Source organism: Mycetohabitans rhizoxinica HKI 454 (genome assembly GCF_000198775.1).
GTDB classification, from domain to species: Bacteria; Pseudomonadota; Gammaproteobacteria; order Burkholderiales; family Burkholderiaceae; genus Mycetohabitans; species Mycetohabitans rhizoxinica.
In genome coordinates, this window is the sequence record NC_014722.1 from 931498 (window position 1) to 949680 (window position 18183).

The following is an 18183-nucleotide window of genomic DNA, read 5'->3' on the forward strand; positions in this document are numbered from 1 at the left end:
CTTCGTATGGTGCTGGTTCATTTCGGAAAACGCATCTGGCCTTGTCGTGCCATCGGCACACTGCGTAACGCGCAACGCGTTTACGAGGCGAGGCGTTTTGTTAACTGTTTATGAGGAGTGGATATGGACCCCATCAGCTCAATGCATGGTATCGACCCGACTCGCTCTTATATTGGGCCGGACGGGAATCTGTCAAAAGATAGTCTAAAGCTGGATCCCAATAATACTACTAATCCCTGGAGCATATGGGATGGCAACAACTGGAAGCCAATAATGCCTCAAGATATGGTGGCTCAAGCAGCAGCAGAACTTAGGGAAGTGTTAAAAAATACGGATGGTAAGACAGTACAGAGCCATAATATGGATGAAGTGAGGCTACCCCAAAAAACTGGGCCATTCAAAAGTAGAAAAAATCCGGCATGATGCAACCTTAACAAGCAGAAGGTCATGTCGTGAAGAAGAGCAGATACACTGAAGAACAGATTACATTTGCGTTGAAACAGGCAGAGCTGGGCACGCCGGCAGCTGAGGTGTGCCGCAAGATGGGCATCAGCGATGCGACGTTCTATAACTGGCGCCAGAAGTATGGGGGCCTGGGCCCGTCGGAGCTGCGTCGCCTGAAGCAGCTCGAAGAGGAGAACACGAAGCTCAAGCGGCTGGTGGCGGAGCTGTCGCTGGACAAATCCATGTTGCAGGATGTGCTATCAAAAAAGCTTTGAAGCCTTCCCGGCTGCGTGAACTCACGACGGATTTGATGCAACGCTTTGGCGTGAGCCAGCGCCAGGCCTGCAGGGTACTGAAGTTGTCGCGTTCGGTGTACAGCTATCAGTCAATCGCACGAGATTCGAACGCGATCGCCCTGCGCATCAAGCAGATCACGCAAACACGCGTGCACTACGGCTATCGCCGGGTGCATGTGATGCTGCGTCGGGAAGGCTGGCGCGACAATCATAAAAGAGTTTACCGGCTCTATCGTGAGCAGGGGCTGTCATTGCGGCATAAGAGGCCGCGGCGAAACAAGGCGGCGCGGCTGCGGCAGCCCAAGCAGCTCGTGACCGCGATCAACGAGATTTGGAGTATGGACTTTGTTGCTGACGCACTGTTTGATGGTCGGCGTTTGCGCACGCTGACAATTGTGGACAATTATACGCGCGAATGCTTGGCCATCGAGGTAGGCGCCACGCTACGTGGTGAGGACGTTGTGGCGGCGCTAGATCGCATTGCTGTGAGCCGGCCGTTACCGCGCTTCATCAAGGCAGACAATGGCAGCGAATTCATCTCCAAGGTGCTCGACAAGTGGGCGTATGAGAGGGGCGTTGAGATTGACTTCTCTCGTCCTGGCAAGCCAACCGATAACGCCAAGAACGAGTCGTTTAACGGGCGCTTGCGTGAGGAATGCCTAAACGAGCATTGGTTCTTGTCGCTCGAGGATGCCAAGCGCAAAATCGAGGCCTGGCGCCAGTACTATAATGAGGCGCGTCCCCACTCTGCACTGCAGTGGATGACGCCTGCCGAGTTCGCCTGCCAGTGCAGGCCCCGGGCCGATTCGGCCCACCCCGAAGAGCCGGAAATTTCCACTTTAGAACGGCACTGATTTGGGGGTAGCCTCAAGAGCCGGAAATTTCCACTTTAGAACGGCACTGATTTGGGGGTAGCCTCAAAAACGAACTTTACTAAACTCCGGCCGGCACTGTTTGCCGGGGGCAGGTCAGAAGGGGCTCAAAATGCGGGTGGTGGAGCTTGGGACGGCAATGCTGCAGCATTGCCAAAACCTGTCGAAAGCCACCAAATCTAATTTTTTACTGGATGATGCACTTGGTTATGCCATCCTAGTGGCTTCGAGCACCGGCCACGGAGGCTGCATATTTCGNCAGTTCTAAACAGGGCAGCGCGCTTCGGCTATAAGTGGACCCTGCGCTGCCTAGAAGGAACTCGACAAATTTGACCTATTTCTCTTTACTAGAGCCTACGGTGCTTTTAGCAAAGTCCCCTTTAGACCCACTGCTGGAAAGTGGCAGGAATATTTGCTGTTGTCGAATGTTTCGCCGCGAATTCTGTTAGTGAAAGGTAATTCAGTGTGCTGTGTGGACGTTGCTCGCTATAGCCCAGGTGTTACACCGCGACGGCTGCTCGAGCACGCACGAGACTCGTGAACCCGTGCTTATTGACACGTTCATCGCTGAACTTGCTGTTGAGCGACTCAATGAATACATTCTGCGCCGGTTTGCCCGGCTGAATCAATTTCAGCGTCGTGCCATTGGCATACGCCTATTGGTCGATCGCCCGGCTCGTCAGTCCTGGCCCCGGGTTCGTTCGCAGCGCTTTGAGATAGCCCGGAAACGCGCTGCTCCGCCCAACGCTCGAGCGACACTAAGGGATAGCCGCCCTTCCTACACCCACCGCATGGCGCAATTGAGTCCGATGCCAGGTCAATCAGTTATGGCGCTCGCCGGTCCGATACCGGCTCGATTGCGAGATTCATAGGGTTGCGGTTCGTATCACACTAGCCCGCGATGGGTATGACGTAACCGTCCATACCGCGCGCGACGTGATGGCCTATTACATCAGAACCTGATGGCGTTCGTCCCTGCCTGGACATCCCCACTCTCTCGCAAAGCGCTAATAAGGCAACACGAAGTCAGCGTTGAATAAACGAACACGATACGAGGCGCCGAGATCCGCATACATTCCCATTCTTCGCGTCAGGCGCCTTATCAGACAAGCCTGTCGGCCTATATCGCAAGCCGTTGTCGCACTGTCTTCCGTCGGCGCCCCAAATCTTTGTGCGTTAGCAGACCGAGGATGCGAAGTCGGTTAAGCAACGATTTGTATCGGATAACGTAAATCCGGCTCAACGAAAGGAGATGAGAAAAATGAAGGGTGGCGTTGATTGCGATTGCGGCTATTTCTGTCGGGATCCTAACCGGCTGCAACAGTGGGCTGACGGAGGTTTCGCCTTCCGCAGCCAATAGGGGCGCCAATGCCGGAAGCGGCCCGAATGGCGGTCGTCCCGGCAATGATGGCAATCGGCCAGTGGCGAGCCTTGCGCAAGGATACTACGTGGGCATGACGACACCGGGCCAGCGCGAGGTGGGCATCGTTCGCGATGATGGCGTGTTCTGGATCGCCTACGACCGCGGCATGCCGGGATTGGGCGGCTTCGTCAGTGGCACGAGTACGACGAGCGGCACGCAGGCCAGCGGCACGTTCACCTCGACGGACGCGATCCGCTATGACTTCGCGCAGCGCACGAGCGACGCGGAACGGGTGGACGCAAGCTACGTGTACAAGGACTGCTTGTGCGGCCGCAGCACGAATGCGTCGGGCGCGGTGGGGGTGGAGTTCGGCTCGACCTACCAGTCACTGTACGAGCGGCAGCCAACGCTCACAGCGTTGGCTGGGACGTACAGTGGCGGGGACGCGCAAACGCTAGTGGACGACCAGGGGGTCACGTTGCAGATCGATGAGGGCGGCACGCTGAACGCCCGGACAGCCAATGCGTGCACGCTGACGGGTACGTTCCAGCCGCGCACGGTGGGCAACCTGTACGACGTGACGGTCACGGCCGGGCCCGCGCCTTGCTCAACGCCCGGCACGGTGTACACGGGCGCGGCGGTGCTCGACAGTGGCAAGCTGCTGGTGATGGCCACCGATGCGTCACGCCAGGCCGCCCTGGTGCTCAGTGGCATGCATTCGACGGCCGCGCCTGCTATGCAGTGAATCCTGTCCTAAACCGGTGCGCCGTTGCGGCGATTTCGCCACTCGAAAGCCAGTAACCGCCAGCGATACGTATATCGCTTGCCTTCGGCGCCCGTGTAGTTGACAATTCTCATCTTGCCGGAAGGCAAAGGACTGACGGTCGCCAAGTCGGCGGGCGGTTGCAGAGTTGTTGACACTCGCACTTAATTAGCCGATAATCGTCAGTTCTCTGCGGAGGGGTGCCCGAGTGGCTAAAGGGGGCAGACTGTAAATCTGTTGGCTTACGCCTACGTTGGTTCGAATCCAACCTCCTCCACCAGAATTTTTGCAGCAGCGGTATTGGGTGGGAGCACCTCGCGGGTGTAGCTCAATGGTAGAGCAGAAGCCTTCCAAGCTTACGACGAGGGTTCGATTCCCTTCACCCGCTCCAGCGTTTCAGATGTTCGCCCATGTGGCTCAGTGGTAGAGCACTCCCTTGGTAAGGGAGAGGTCGGCAGTTCGATCCTGCCCATGGGCACCAGCAAGTGTCGGTGATGCGTTTGCGCGCGGCGCAACGGACCAAATTCCTGTTAGGAGTCGAATATGGCCAAAGGCAAGTTTGAACGGACCAAGCCGCACGTGAACGTGGGCACGATCGGTCACGTTGACCATGGCAAGACCACGCTGACGGCGGCGATCGCGACGGTGCTGTCGTCGAAGTTTGGCGGCGAAGCGAAGAAGTACGACGAGATCGATGCGGCGCCGGAAGAGAAGGCGCGTGGCATCACGATCAACACGGCGCACATCGAGTACGAGACAGAGCAGCGTCACTATGCGCACGTGGACTGCCCGGGTCACGCGGACTACGTGAAGAACATGATCACGGGCGCGGCGCAGATGGACGGCGCGATCCTGGTGGTGTCGGCCGCAGACGGCCCGATGCCGCAAACGCGTGAGCATATTTTGCTGGCGCGTCAAGTGGGCGTGCCGTACATCATCGTGTTCCTGAACAAGTGCGACATGGTGGACGACGCGGAGCTGCTCGAGCTGGTGGAAATGGAAGTGCGCGAGCTGCTGTCCAAGTACGAGTTCCCGGGCGACGATACGCCGATCATCAAGGGCTCGGCGAAGCTGGCGCTGGAAGGGGACAAGGGCGAGTTGGGCGAGGCAGCGATCATGAGCCTGGCCGATGCGCTGGACACGTACATCCCGACGCCGGAGCGTGCGGTGGATGGCACGTTCCTGATGCCGGTGGAAGACGTGTTCTCGATCTCGGGTCGTGGCACGGTGGTCACGGGCCGCGTGGAGCGCGGTGTGATCAAGGTTGGCGAGGAAATCGAGATCGTCGGTATCCGTGACACGACGAAGACGACGTGCACGGGCGTGGAGATGTTCCGCAAGCTGCTGGACCAGGGCCAGGCCGGGGACAACGTGGGTATCCTGCTGCGTGGTACCAAGCGCGAGGATGTGGAGCGCGGCCAAGTGCTGGCCAAACCGGGCACGATCACGCCGCACACGCACTTCACGGCGGAAGTGTACGTGCTGAGCAAGGATGAGGGCGGGCGCCACACGCCGTTCTTCAACAACTACCGGCCGCAGTTCTACTTCCGCACGACGGACGTGACCGGCTCGATCGAGTTGCCCAAGGACAAGGAAATGGTGATGCCGGGTGACAACGTGTCGATCACGGTCAAGTTGATCGCGCCGATCGCGATGGAAGAAGGGCTGCGCTTTGCGATCCGCGAAGGCGGCCGTACCGTCGGCGCCGGTGTCGTCGCCAAAATCATCGAGTAAGCCAGTTATTTGATGATCGCGATAGGGGCAGCGATAGCTGCCCCGACAGGGTTTTAGGGGTATAGCTCAACTGGCAGAGCGTCGGTCTCCAAAACCGAAGGTTGGGGGTTCGATTCCCTCTGCCCCTGCCAATACAGCGCCGCTTATGCGGCGCGTTCGTTTAGGGTGTTATGGCGAATCCATCCGTCGAAACTGTGAATACCGCAAGCGACAAGCTATTGCTTGCGCTGGGCGTATTGCTTGTGATCGCCGGGATCGCCGGGTTCTACCTGCTAGGCACGCATGATTGGTATGTGCGTGGCGCGGCGTTGGTGGTCGGCATCGCTGCGGGTATCGCGGCGGCGCTCGCCTCTGCCTCAGGCAAGGGCTTTATTGCATTCGCGAAGGACTCGTACCGCGAGGTGCGCAAGGTCGTCTGGCCAACCCGCAAAGAGGCTGGCCAGACGACGTTAGTTGTATTTGGTTTTGTGCTGGTGATGGCGATCTATCTTTGGGTTAGCGATAAGACCATTGAATGGGTCATCTTCTCGCTAATTCTAGGTTGGAAATGATATGAGCGATAGCGCAGCGTCATCGGGTGGAAAGCGTTGGTACGTCGTGCATGCCTACTCCGGGATGGAGAAAAGCGTGCAACGTGCGCTGCAGGAGCGCATCGAACGTGCCGGCATGCAGGACAAGTTCGGCCAGATTCTGGTCCCGACCGAAGAGGTCGTCGAGATCAAGGGTGGGCACAAGTCGGTCACCGAGCGCCGGTTCTTTCCGGGCTACGTGCTGGTCGAAATGGAAATGACCGATGAAACATGGCATTTGGTGAAAAATACCGCCAAAGTGACCGGTTTCGTCGGCGGTGCACGGAATCGTCCGAGCCCTATCTCGCAGCGTGAAGTCGACAAGATCATGTCGCAAATGCAAGAGGGCGTCGAAAAGCCGCGGCCGAAGACGCTGTTCGAGGTCGGGGAGCTGGTTCGCGTCAAGGAAGGTCCGTTCACAGATTTCAACGGCAGCGTCGAGGAAGTTAATTACGAGAAGTCGCGCGTGCGTGTCTCGGTGACGATTTTTGGTCGCGCGACGCCGGTCGAACTTGAGTTCGGCCAAGTCGAGAAGGTCTGATAGGGATTTCATGCGTGACGCGGCACGTTACGCAGCAAAGTGTTGACAGCCCGCTTCATTGGCTGTTGAGGAGCGCGGGTACGGTTTGCCGGAAAGCGCGTTATTACTCACCGAACGCTAAGCGTTCACCCGAGGTTTCAAATGGCAAAGAAAATCATCGGCTTTATCAAACTGCAGATTCCTGCAGGTAAAGCCAATCCGTCGCCGCCCGTTGGTCCAGCGCTGGGCCAGCGCGGTCTGAACATCATGGAGTTCTGCAAGGCGTTCAACGCGCAAACGCAGAGCCTCGAGCCGGGTTTGCCGACGCCGGTCGTGATTACCGCCTACGCGGACAAGAGTTTCACGTTCGTCCTGAAGACGCCGCCGGCAACCGTGCTCATTCAAGAAGGCGGCGAAGGTCGACAAAGGCTCGAGCAAGCCGCACACGGACAAGGTTGGTAAGATCACGCGCGCGCAAGCCGAAGAAATCGCCAAGACGAAAATGCCGGATCTTACCGCAGCTGATCTCGATGCGGCGGTTCGTACGATCGCTGGCAGCGCCCGTTCGATGGGCATTACCGTGGAGGGTGTGTAAATGGCCAAAGTTTCGAAGCGCCTGAAGGCACTGGGAGGCAAGGTCGATCACCTGAAGCTGTATCCCGTGGACGATGCGCTCGCGCTCGTGAAGCAATGCGCGACCGCCAAGTTCGATGAGTCGATCGATGTCGCGGTGCAGCTGGGTATTGACGCGAAAAAGTCGGATCAAGTGGTGCGTGGCTCGGTCGTGTTGCCGGCGGGCACTGGCAAGAGCGTGCGTGTTGCCGTGTTCGCGCAAGGCGACAAGGCGGAGCAGGCGAAGGCCGCGGGCGCCGACATCGTCGGGATGGAAGACCTGGCCGAGCAGGTCAAGGCGGGTAATCTGAATTTCGACATCGTGATCGCGTCGCCGGATACAATGCGCGTGGTCGGTACGCTTGGCCAAATCCTGGGTCCGCGCGGCTTGATGCCGAACCCGAAGGTGGGCACGGTTACGCCGGACGTGGCGACCGCGGTGAAGAACGCGAAGGCGGGGCAGGTGCAGTTCCGTGTCGACAAGGCCGGGATCATCCATGCAACGATCGGCCGTGCGTCGTTCGAACCGACCGCGCTAAAGTCGAATCTTACGGCGTTGGTCGACGCGCTGCAAAAGGCAAAGCCGGCGACAAGCAAGGGCGTTTATCTGCGTAAGATCGCGGTGTCGAGCACGATGGGCGTGGGTGTGCGCGTGGACTCGAGCACGGTTGTCGCGTAACGATTGATAGCGCGGCGAGATGCGACGGTGGTCGCGCCTCGCCACACACAGACTTTGGGCGGTTGTGTCGTTACTGTTGGACGACGCGACCGGTTGTCAAAGACCGTTGGCGGAAGGGTGCCTGGTATCACCTGACCTTAATTGTCAGCCAACGCAGATGGCGAACCCGAAATAGTTTTGCAGGATGGAAGCAGGGCGCTGTGACAAGCGTACCGGCGGAAATACTCCTAACAACCTCGGACGCCGTTTATGAAACGCGGTGCGCGACGTGGTCGGAAACGATCCCCTAGCGTACCGAATCTGGAGGTTAAACGTGCCACTCAGTCGTGAAGATAAGCAGGCCGTCGTGGCTGAGATTTCTGCGCAAGTCGCGAAAGCTCAGACCATCGTGCTGGCCGAATATCGTGGGATTGCGGTTGGCGATCTGACCAAGCTTCGTGCGAAGGCGCGCGAGCAACAGGTGTACCTGCGCGTGTTGAAGAACACGCTCGCGCGTCGCGCGGTCGAGGGTACGCCATTTGCCCCGCTCGCCGAGCAGATGACCGGTCCCTTGATTTATAGCATGTCGGACGACGCAGTCGCGGCAGCCAAAGTCATCCATGACTTTGGCAGGACCACCGACAAGCTCGTGATCAAGGCCGGCTCCTACGAAGGCAAGGTGATGGACAAGGCTGACGTGCAAGCGCTGGCTTCCATCCCGAGCCGCGAGGAACTGCTCGCGAAGCTGCTGGGCGTCATGCAGGCACCTGTTTCCGGCTTCGCGCGTGCTCTGGCCGCGCTGGCCGAAAAGAAGCAGGGCGAGCCGGCCTGACAGGCGGCCGGGTGCGAGCCCGGCTGGCCGCGGATCGTTGGCTGAGAATCCAAATTCCAAGTTAGGAGTATTTTAAATGGCAATCGCAAAAGAAGACATCCTGGAAGCCGTTGGCGCGATGTCGGTTCTGGAACTGAACGAGCTGGTTAAGGCGTTCGAAGAGAAGTTTGGCGTGTCGGCCGCTGCGCTGGCCGTTGCGGGCCCGGCGGGTGCCGGCGGTGGTGCTGCCGCTGCGGTGGAAGAGCAGACCGAATTCACGGTCAACCTGCTCGAAGCCGGTGCGAACAAGGTGTCGGTCATCAAGGCCGTTCGTGAACTGACGGGCCTGGGCCTGAAGGAAGCGAAGGACCTGGTTGACGGCGCACCGAAGCCCGTGAAGGAAAGTGTGCCCAAGGCTGCGGCTGAAGAAGCGAAGAAGAAGCTCGAAGACGCTGGCGCGAAAGCTGAAATCAAGTAATTTTCGGCATTTTGCGCAAAGGGCTGGCGGTTTCGGACCGTCAGCCTTTTTGCGCTTTTTAGATCAGGCGGGCGCCATGCAGGTTGGGCACCGCGATGATCACCAAAGAAGCCAAAGAAAAGGCCATCGTGCACGGCACATGCCCTTTTCTTTGTCTTCTGAAGCGACTGCAGAAGGCAAGTTTGGTCGGGTAGCGGGCAACATGGGCATCCGCTGCCGTCAGCCAGCGGTTGGTAGCGGCCAACCACCAAGCTTATTGGTCCGTTCGAGCGTTTGGACGGCCACAGGGTCTCAGTCGGTGAACACTCGGGCAATCCGGTTCACTGCTGTCGGAGCAATGAACCATCCCGCCGTGATTCGGAGATCGTATGCACTATTCCTTCACCGAGAAGAAGCGTATTCGCAAAAGTTTCGCGAAGCGCCCCATCGTTCACCCGGTTCCTTTCCTGCTGGCCACCCAGCTTGAATCATTCAGCACTTTCCTGCAAGCGGATGTGCCCGCCACACAACGCAAGCCGGAAGGGTTGCAGGCCGCGTTCACATCGGTTTTCCCGATTGTCTCGCACAATGGCTTCGCCCGGCTTGAGTTCGTCAGCTATGCGCTGTCGTCGCCGGCGTTCGACGTCAAGGAGTGCCAGCAGCGTGGCCTGACCTACTGCTCCGCGTTGCGGGCAAAGGTCCGCCTGGTGATCCTCGACAAGGAATCGCCGACCAAGCCGGTCGTTAAGGAGGTCAAGGAGCAGGAAGTGTACATGGGCGAGATTCCGCTCATGACGCCGACCGGCTCGTTCGTGATCAACGGCACCGAGCGCGTGATCGTCTCGCAGCTGCACCGCTCGCCGGGCGTGTTCTTCGAGCACGACAAGGGCAAGACGCACAGTTCGGGCAAGCTGCTGTTCTCGGCGCGGATCATTCCGTACCGTGGCTCGTGGCTGGACTTTGAGTTCGACCCGAAAGACATTCTGTACTTCCGTGTTGACCGTCGCCGCAAGATGCCGGTGACGATCTTGCTGAAGGCCATCGGCTTGACGCCTGAGCAGATCCTGGCGAATTTCTTCGTGTTCGACAACTTCACGTTGATGAACGAAGGCGCGCAGATGGAGTTCGTGCCCGAGCGGCTGCGAGGCGAGGTCGCGCGCTTTGACATCGCCGACCGGGACGGTAAGGTCATTGTCCCAAAGGACAAGCGGATCAACGCGAAGCACATCCGTGACCTCGAGAATGCGAAGACGAAGTACATCTCGGTGCCAGAGGACTACCTGATTGGTCGTGTGCTCGCAAAGAACGTGATCGACGTGGACACTGGCGAAGTGATTGCCAATGCGAATGACGAGATCACCGAAGGCGTACTCGAGAAGCTGCGCGAAGCGAGCGTGAAGGAAATCCAGACGTTGTACACAAACGATCTGGACCAAGGCCCGTACATGTCCTCGACGCTGCGTATCGATGAGACCATCGACAAGACTGCTGCGCGCATCGCGATCTACCGGATGATGCGGCCAGGTGAGCCGCCGACGGAGGAAGCGGTCGAGGCGTTGTTCAACCGTCTGTTTTATAGCGAGGATGCGTACGACCTGTCGAAGGTCGGCCGCATGAAGTTTAACCGCCGCGTCGGTCGCGATGAGATTCACGGTCCAATGACGCTGACCGACGATGACATCCTCGCGGCGATTAAGATTCTGGTCGAGTTGCGCAACGGCAAGGGCGAGGTCGACGATATCGACCACCTCGGCAACCGTCGCGTGCGCTGTGTCGGCGAGCTGGCCGAAAACCAGTTCCGCGCCGGTTTAGTGCGCGTGGAGCGGGCGGTGAAGGAGCGTCTGGGCCAGGCCGAGAGCGAGAACCTGATGCCGCACGACCTGATCAACTCGAAGCCGATTTCGTCGGCGATTCGCGAGTTCTTCGGCTCGTCGCAGCTGTCGCAGTTTATGGACCAGACCAACCCGCTGTCGGAGATCACGCACAAGCGGCGTGTGTCCGCACTGGGGCCGGGGGGCTTGACGCGTGAGCGCGCTGGCTTCGAGGTGCGCGACGTGCACCCGACCCACTACGGCCGCGTGTGCCCGATCGAAACGCCGGAAGGTCCGAACATTGGCCTGATCAACTCGCTGGCGCTGTATGCACACCTGAACGAATACGGCTTCCTCGAGACGCCGTACCGGAAGGTGATCGACGGCAAGGTGACCGACCAGATCGACTATTTGTCCGCGATTGAGGAAGGTCGGTACGTGATCGCGCAGGCGAATGCGGCGATCGACGACGAAGGTAAGCTGATTGACGAACTGGTCTCGGCCCGCGAAGCGGGCGAAACGCTGATGGTCACGCCGGAACCGGATCCAATACATGGACGTCGCGCCGTCGCAGATCGTGTCGGTGGCCGCGTCGCTGATTCCGTTCCTCGAGCACGATGATGCAAACCGTGCATTGATGGGCTCGAACATGCAGCGGCAGGCGGTGCCTTGCCTGCGACCGGAAAAAGCGGTGGTCGGCACCGGTATCGAGCGTACGACCGCGGTGGACTCCGGCACGACGGTGCAGGCGTTCCGCGGTGGCGTGGTCGACTATGTCGACGCGGGCCGCGTAGTGATTCGCGTCAACGATGACGAAGCAGTGGCCGGTGAGGTCGGCGTCGACATCTACAACCTGATCAAATACACGCGCTCGAACCAGAACACGAACATCAACCAGCGCCCGATCGTGAAGGTCGGCGACCGTGTCGCGCGTGGCGACGTGATCGCCGATGGCGCGTCGACGGACCTGGGCGAGCTTGCGCTCGGTCAGAACATGCTGGTCGCGTTCACGCCGTGGAACGGCTACAACTTCGAAGACTCGATCCTGATCTCCGAGCGCGTCGTCGCCGACGATCGCTATACGTCGATCCACATCGAAGAGCTTAATGTCGTGGCGCGCGACACGAAGCTCGGGCCGGAAGAAATCACGCGCGACATCTCGAACCTGGCTGAAGTGCAACTGGGTCGCCTGGACGAATCGGGCATCGTCTATATTGGCGCCGAAGTCGAGGCGGGCGACGTGCTGGTCGGCAAGGTGACGCCGAAGGGCGAGACGCAACTGACGCCGGAAGAAAAGCTGCTGCGCGCGATCTTCGGCGAGAAGGCGTCCGATGTGAAGGATACGTCGCTGCGCGTGCCCTCGGGCATGACCGGCACCGTGATCGACGTGCAAGTGTTCACGCGCGAAGGGATCCAGCGCGATAAGCGTGCCCAGCAGATTATCGATGATGAACTCAAGCGCTATCGGCTGGATTTGAACGACCAGTTGCGCATCGTCGAAGGCGACGCATTCGAGCGGCTGGCGCGGATGCTCGACGGCAAGGTCGTGAACGGCGGTCCGAAGAAGCTGGCGAAGGGCGCGAAGATCACGCGCGAATACCTGGATGACCTGGACCATTATCACTGGTTCGACATCCGGCTGGCCGATGAGGACGCAGCGGCGCAATTGGAAGCGATCAAGGAATCGATCGAGCAAAAGCGCCATCAGTTCGACCTCGCGTTCGAGGAAAAGCGCAAGAAGCTCACCCAAGGCGATGAACTGCCCCCGGGTGTGCTGAAGATGGTCAAGGTGTACCTGGCGGTCAAGCGTCGTTTGCAGCCGGGCGACAAGATGGCGGGTCGCCACGGGAACAAGGGCGTGGTGTCAAAGATTGTTCCGATCGAGGACATGCCGTACATGGCGGACGGCCGCCCGTGCGATGTCGTGCTCAATCCGCTTGGTGTGCCGTCGCGGATGAACGTTGGCCAGATCCTTGAGACCCACTTGGGCTGGGCCGCAAAGGGCTTGGGCTGGCGTATCGGCGAAATGCTGCAGGCCAAGAAGGCGACGCTCGTGCAGGATCTGCGATCGTTCCTGACGAAGGTCTATAACGAGTCGGGTCATCCGGAGTCGATTGACGAGATGTCCGATGATGAAGTCATCGAACTTGCGCAGAACCTGAGGGAAGGCGTGCCGTTCGCGACGCCGGTGTTTGACGGCGCGCACGAGAAAGAGATTTCGCGCATGCTCGATCTCGCGTTCCCCGATGAGGTGGCGCAGCAGCTTGGGATGACGAAGTCGAAGAACCAGGTGGCCCTGTATGACGGGCGCACGGGCGAGGCGTTTGAGCGCCCGGTGACAGTTGGCTACATGCACATGCTAAAACTGCACCACTTGGTCGACGACAAGATGCACGCGCGCTCGACCGGCCCGTACTCGCTAGTGACACAGCAGCCGTTGGGCGGCAAGGCACAGTTCGGCGGCCAGCGCTTCGGGGAAATGGAAGTGTGGGCGCTCGAGGCGTATGGCGCATCGTACGTGTTGCAAGAAATGCTGACGGTGAAGTCGGACGACGTGACGGGTCGCACGAAGGTGTACGAGAACCTCGTGAAGGGCGATCACGTGATCGACGCGGGGATGCCGGAGTCGTTCAACGTGCTGGTGAAGGAAATCCGGTCGCTCGGTATTGATATCGACCTGGACCGGAACTAATCGGACTACTGGAGAGAAGCGATGAAAGCTTTGCTCGATCTATTCAAGCAAGTCCAACAAGAAGAAGTTTTTGATGCGATCAAGATCGGTCTGGCCTCGCCGGACAAGATCCGCTCGTGGTCGTTCGGTGAAGTGAAGAAGCCGGAGACCATCAACTACCGCACGTTCAAGCCGGAGCGCGATGGCTTGTTCTGCGCGAAGATCTTCGGCCCGATCAAGGACTACGAGTGCCTGTGCGGCAAGTACAAGCGCTTGAAGCACCGCGGCGTGATTTGTGAGAAGTGCGGTGTCGAGGTGACGCTTGCGAAGGTGCGCCGCGAGCGCATGGGCCATATCGAGCTTGCCTCGCCGGTCGCGCACATCTGGTTCCTGAAGTCGCTGCCGTCGCGCCTGGGCATGGTGCTCGATATGACGCTGCGCGACATCGAGCGCGTGCTGTACTTCGAAGCGTATGTCGTGATCGACCCGGGCATGACGCCGCTCAAGGCGCGGCAGATCATGACCGAAGAGGATTACTACAACAAGGTCGAGGAGTACGGTGACGAGTTCCGTGCCGAAATGGGCGCGGAAGGGGTGCGCGAGCTGCTGCGCGCGATCGACATCGATGCGCAGGTCGAGCAGCTTCGCACCGAGTTGAAAAACACCGGCTCCGAAGCGAAGATCAAGAAGTACGCGAAGCGCCTGAAGGTGCTCGAGGCTTTCCAGCGTTCGGGTATCAAGCCGGACTGGATGATTCTCGAGGTGCTGCCGGTGCTGCCGCCGGAGTTGCGTCCGCTGGTGCCACTGGACGGCGGCCGGTTTGCGACGTCGGATCTGAACGACCTATATCGTCGCGTGATCAACCGTAATAACCGGTTGAAGCGGCTGCTCGAGTTGAAGGCGCCCGAGATCATCGTGCGCAACGAGAAGCGGATGTTGCAGGAAGCCGTCGATTCACTGCTCGACAACGGCCGTCGTGGCAAGGCCATGACTGGCGCGAACAAGCGGCCGCTGAAGTCACTCGCCGACATGATCAAAGGCAAGGGCGGCCGCTTCCGTCAGAACCTGCTCGGCAAGCGTGTTGACTACTCGGGCCGCTCGGTGATCGTCGTCGGTCCGACGCTCAAGCTTCACCAGTGTGGCCTGCCCAAGCTGATGGCGCTCGAGTTGTTCAAGCCGTTCATCTTCAACAAGCTTGAGGTGATGGGCGTGGCGACGACGATCAAGGCGGCCAAGAAGGAAGTCGAAAGCCAGACGCCGGTCGTGTGGGACATTCTCGAAGAGGTCATCCGCGAGCACCCGGTAATGCTGAACCGCGCGCCGACGCTGCACCGGCTGGGCATCCAGGCGTTCGAGCCGGTGTTGATCGAAGGCAAGGCAATCCAACTGCACCCGCTCGTGTGCGCGGCGTTCAATGCCGACTTCGACGGCGACCAGATGGCCGTGCACGTGCCGCTGTCGCTCGAGGCGCAGATGGAGGCGCGCACGTTGATGCTCGCGTCCAACAACGTGTTGTTCCCGGCCAACGGCGATCCGTCGATCGTACCGTCGCAGGATATCGTGTTGGGCCTGTACTACGCGACGCGCGAGGCGATCAATGCGAAGGGTGAGGGGATGACCTTCACCGGCGTGGGCGAAGTCCTGCGCGCGTATGAGAATAAGGAAGTGGAGTTGGCCTCGCGCGTGAATGTGCGGATCACCGAGATGGTGGCCAACGAGGACTGCTCCGAGGGTGCGCCGAAGTTCGTGCCGAAGGTCTCGCTGTATGCAACCACCGTCGGCCGCGCGATCCTGTCGGAGATCTTGCCGCCGGGGCTGCCGTTCAGCGTGCTGAACAAACCGCTGAAGAAGAAGGAAATTTCGCGGTTGATTAACACGGCCTTCCGCCGCTGCGGCCTGCGTGAGACAGTGATCTTCGCCGATCAATTGATGCAGTCCGGATTCCGGCTGGCTACGCGTGCCGGGATCTCGATCTGCGTCGACGACATGCTCGTGCCGCCGCAAAAGGAAACGATCGTGGGTGAGGCCGCCAAAAAGGTCAAGGAATACGATCGCCAGTACATGTCGGGCCTGGTCACCGCCCAGGAGCGTTACAACAACGTAGTCGACATCTGGTCGGCCACCTCCGAGTCGGTTGGCAAGGCGATGATGGAGCAGCTGTCAACCGAGCCGGTGGTCGATCGCGACGGCAACGAGACGCGCCAAGAGTCGTTCAACTCGATCTACATGATGGCGGACTCCGGCGCTCGGGGCTCGGCGGTGCAGATCCGCCAGCTAGCGGGTATGCGTGGGCTGATGGCCAAGCCGGACGGCTCGATTATTGAGACGCCGATTACCGCGAACTTCCGCGAAGGCCTGAACGTGCTGCAGTACTTCATCTCGACGCACGGCGCACGTAAGGGCTTGGCCGATACCGCGTTGAAGACCGCGAACTCGGGTTACCTGACTCGTCGTCTGGTTGACGTGACGCAGGACCTGGTGGTCGTCGAGGATGATTGCGGCACCAGCCAGGGCGTGGCAATGAAGGCGCTGGTCGAAGGCGGTGAAGTCGTCGAGGCGCTGCGCGACCGGATTCTCGGCCGCGTCGCGGTGGCCGAGGTCGTCAATCCGGAAACTCAGGAGACGCTGTACGAATCGGGCACGCTGCTGGACGAAACCGCGGTCGAGGAGATCGAGCGCCTCGGTATCGATGAAGTGCGCGTGCGCACGTCGTTGACCTGCGAAACGCGCTACGGGTTGTGCGCGAAGTGCTATGGTCGCGACCTGGGACGCGGCTCGCTGGTGAATGTGGGCGAGGCGGTCGGCGTGATCGCCGCGCAATCGATCGGCGAGCCGGGCACGCAGCTGACGATGCGCACGTTCCACATCGGTGGTGCGGCATCGCGGGCGGCGGTAGCCTCCAGCGTTGAGGCGAAGTCCAACGGTACTGCGCGCTTTACCGCGACGATGCGCTATGTCACGAACGCGAAGGGCGAGCAGATCGTCATTTCGCGCTCCGGCGAAGTCGTCATCGCGGATGATCATGGCCGCGAGCGCGAACGCCACAAGATTCCGTACGGTGCGACGCTGCTGCAGTTGGACGGCGTGCAGATCAAGGCCGGTACGCAACTCGCGACGTGGGACCCGATGACGCGTCCGATCATCACCGAGTACGGTGGCACGGTGAAGTTCGAGAACGTCGAAGAGGGCGTGACCGTCGCGAAGCAGATCGACGAAGTGACCGGCCTGTCGACGCTCGTCGTGATCGATTCCAAGCGCCGCGGCTCGCAGTCGTCCAAGAGCGTGCGTCCGCAAGTGAAGCTGCTCGATGCGACCGGCGATGAAGTGAAGATTCCGGGAACCGAGCATGCGGTGCAGATCGGCTTCCAGGTCGGCGCGCTGATCACGGTGAAGGATGGTCAACAGGTTCAGGTCGGTGAGGTGCTGGCGCGGATTCCGACCGAGTCGCAGAAGACGCGCGACATTACCGGCGGTCTGCCCCGAGTTGCCGAGTTGTTCGAGGCGCGCTCGCCGAAGGATGCGGGCATCCTGGCGGAAGTCACCGGGACGGTGTCGTTCGGCAAGGACACGAAGGGCAAGCAGCGCCTGGTCATCACGGACCTGGACGGCAATCAGCACGAATTCCTGATCGCGAAGGAAAAGCAGGTGCTCGTGCACGATGGCCAGGTCGTCAACAAGGGCGAGATGATCGTCGACGGGCCGGCCGATCCGCACGACATCCTGCGCTTGCAGGGCGTGGAGGCGCTGTCGCGCTACATCGTCGACGAAGTGCAGGACGTGTATCGCTTGCAGGGCGTGAAGATCAACGACAAGCACATTGAAGTGATCGTGCGCCAGATGCTGCGCCGCGTGCAAATCGTCGATAACGGCGATACGCGGTTTATCCCGGGCGAACAAGTCGAGCGTTCCGACATGCTCGATGAGAACGACCGGATGATTGCGGAAGACAAGCGGCCGGCAACCTACGAAAACGTGCTGCTGGGTATCACGAAGGCGTCGCTGTCGACCGATTCGTTCATCTCGGCTGCCTCGTTCCAGGAGACGACGCGCGTGCTGACCGAAGCGGCGATCATGGGCAAGCGCGACGACCTGCGTGGCCTGAAGGAGAACGTGATCGTCGGTCGCCTGATCCCGGCCGGTACGGGGCTTGCGTTCCACAAAGCGCGCAAGAGCAAGGAGACGGCGGATCGCGAGCGGTTCGAGCAGATTGCGGCAGAGGAAGAGCACGCGACGCCATTCGACTTCGCCACGCCGGAAACGCCGGTCGAGCATCCGCATTCGGAAAACGAGTGACGCATGCTGCCGGCGTCGGGTTGATGGCGCCGGCCGCCTCGGGTGACCGCATGACAGCGTGCCCGCTCAGGGGTGCGCGTGTCAGGAGACGGTAAGTCTGCGGCGCCCGATGGATGTTTGAGCAATGAACCCCACGTACGAGMGTSCGTGGGGTTTTGTTTTTGTGTGGATTTGTGCGGATCGACGGGAGCGTTCAGCGGTTAAAGGCCAGGGTCTTCAAGGCGGCGGGCGCCAACGGTCACATAGGGCAAGACAGAAATTCGCATCGGGCCACGGCAGTTCGCAGTTGCCGGCGCCTGGATCGGCGGC

At 60.0% G+C, this 18183-nt stretch carries 11 protein-coding genes, 4 tRNA genes and 3 pseudogenes; 16 read left to right on the plus strand and 2 right to left on the minus strand.

Annotated elements, in window-relative coordinates; all coding sequences use genetic code 11:
• The first annotated feature begins 123 nt into the window (after window positions 1-123).
• Complete coding sequence (locus RBRH_RS18665) at window positions 124-423, plus strand: hypothetical protein (protein ID WP_157864347.1); 300 nt, start codon at window positions 124-126, stop codon at window positions 421-423.
• Between the two features lie 29 nt (window positions 424-452).
• A protein-coding gene (locus RBRH_RS04275) for an IS3 family transposase (RefSeq protein WP_157864307.1) occupies window positions 453-1594 on the plus strand; the annotation gives its coding sequence in 2 pieces (ribosomal slippage) (window positions 453-705 and window positions 705-1594; 1143 coding nt in all).
• Between the two features lie 398 nt (window positions 1595-1992).
• Here RBRH_RS04275 and RBRH_RS20110 read toward each other — a convergent pair.
• Window positions 1993-2387, minus strand: a pseudogene (locus RBRH_RS20110) (integrase core domain-containing protein); the annotation flags it as partial.
• A 646-nt stretch (window positions 2388-3033) separates the two neighbouring features.
• Here RBRH_RS20110 and RBRH_RS04285 point away from each other — a divergent pair.
• The 12 genes and pseudogenes from RBRH_RS04285 (at window position 3034) to rplL (ending at window position 9120) form a co-directional block, all read left to right on the plus strand.
• Complete coding sequence (locus tag RBRH_RS04285; RefSeq protein WP_232509333.1) at window positions 3034-3720, plus strand: hypothetical protein; 687 nt, start codon at window positions 3034-3036, stop codon at window positions 3718-3720.
• Between the two features lie 212 nt (window positions 3721-3932).
• A tRNA-Tyr gene (locus tag RBRH_RS04290) sits at window positions 3933-4018 on the plus strand.
• 37 nt (window positions 4019-4055) lie between these two features.
• Window positions 4056-4129 (plus strand) — tRNA-Gly (locus RBRH_RS04295).
• A gap of 15 nt (window positions 4130-4144) precedes the next feature.
• Window positions 4145-4219, plus strand: a tRNA-Thr gene (locus RBRH_RS04300).
• 62 nt (window positions 4220-4281) lie between these two features.
• Complete coding sequence (tuf, locus tag RBRH_RS04305) at window positions 4282-5472, plus strand: elongation factor Tu (RefSeq protein ID WP_013434762.1); 1191 nt, start codon at window positions 4282-4284, stop codon at window positions 5470-5472.
• Between the two features lie 55 nt (window positions 5473-5527).
• A tRNA-Trp gene (locus RBRH_RS04310) sits at window positions 5528-5603 on the plus strand.
• Between the two features lie 39 nt (window positions 5604-5642).
• Complete coding sequence (gene secE, locus RBRH_RS04315) at window positions 5643-6023, plus strand: preprotein translocase subunit SecE (protein WP_013434763.1); 381 nt, start codon at window positions 5643-5645, stop codon at window positions 6021-6023.
• Between the two features lies 1 nt (window position 6024).
• The gene (gene nusG / locus RBRH_RS04320; protein ID WP_013434764.1) at window positions 6025-6582 is read left to right on the plus strand and encodes a transcription termination/antitermination protein NusG; all 558 of its coding nucleotides are present in this window, start codon (window positions 6025-6027) and stop codon (window positions 6580-6582) included.
• Window positions 6583-6723: 141 nt separating this feature from the next.
• Window positions 6724-7156, plus strand: a pseudogene (rplK, locus tag RBRH_RS04325) (50S ribosomal protein L11).
• Window positions 7157-7852, plus strand: a complete 696-nt coding sequence (gene rplA / locus RBRH_RS04330) for a 50S ribosomal protein L1 (RefSeq protein ID WP_013434767.1) — start codon at window positions 7157-7159, stop codon at window positions 7850-7852.
• Window positions 7853-8165: 313 nt separating this feature from the next.
• Window positions 8166-8663, plus strand: a complete 498-nt coding sequence (gene rplJ / locus RBRH_RS04335) for a 50S ribosomal protein L10 (RefSeq protein WP_041753254.1) — start codon at window positions 8166-8168, stop codon at window positions 8661-8663.
• A gap of 76 nt (window positions 8664-8739) precedes the next feature.
• Window positions 8740-9120 (plus strand): 50S ribosomal protein L7/L12, encoded by a 381-nt coding sequence (gene rplL / locus RBRH_RS04340; protein WP_013434769.1) that lies wholly within the window; start codon window positions 8740-8742, stop codon window positions 9118-9120.
• A gap of 58 nt (window positions 9121-9178) precedes the next feature.
• On the opposite strand, the gene RBRH_RS18670 is transcribed toward rplL, so the two are convergent.
• Window positions 9179-9364 carry a hypothetical protein gene (locus tag RBRH_RS18670; protein WP_013434770.1) on the minus strand — a complete coding sequence of 62 codons (186 nt, stop codon included), beginning with the start codon at window positions 9362-9364 and terminating at the stop codon, window positions 9179-9181.
• Between the two features lie 124 nt (window positions 9365-9488).
• Here RBRH_RS18670 and rpoB point away from each other — a divergent pair.
• Window positions 9489-13602: pseudogene (gene rpoB / locus RBRH_RS04345) on the plus strand (DNA-directed RNA polymerase subunit beta).
• A gap of 21 nt (window positions 13603-13623) precedes the next feature.
• Window positions 13624-17874: a DNA-directed RNA polymerase subunit beta' gene (gene rpoC / locus RBRH_RS04350; protein WP_013434773.1), complete on the plus strand. Its 4251-nt coding sequence runs from the start codon at window positions 13624-13626 to the stop codon at window positions 17872-17874.
• Window positions 17875-18183: the final 309 nt, after the last annotated feature.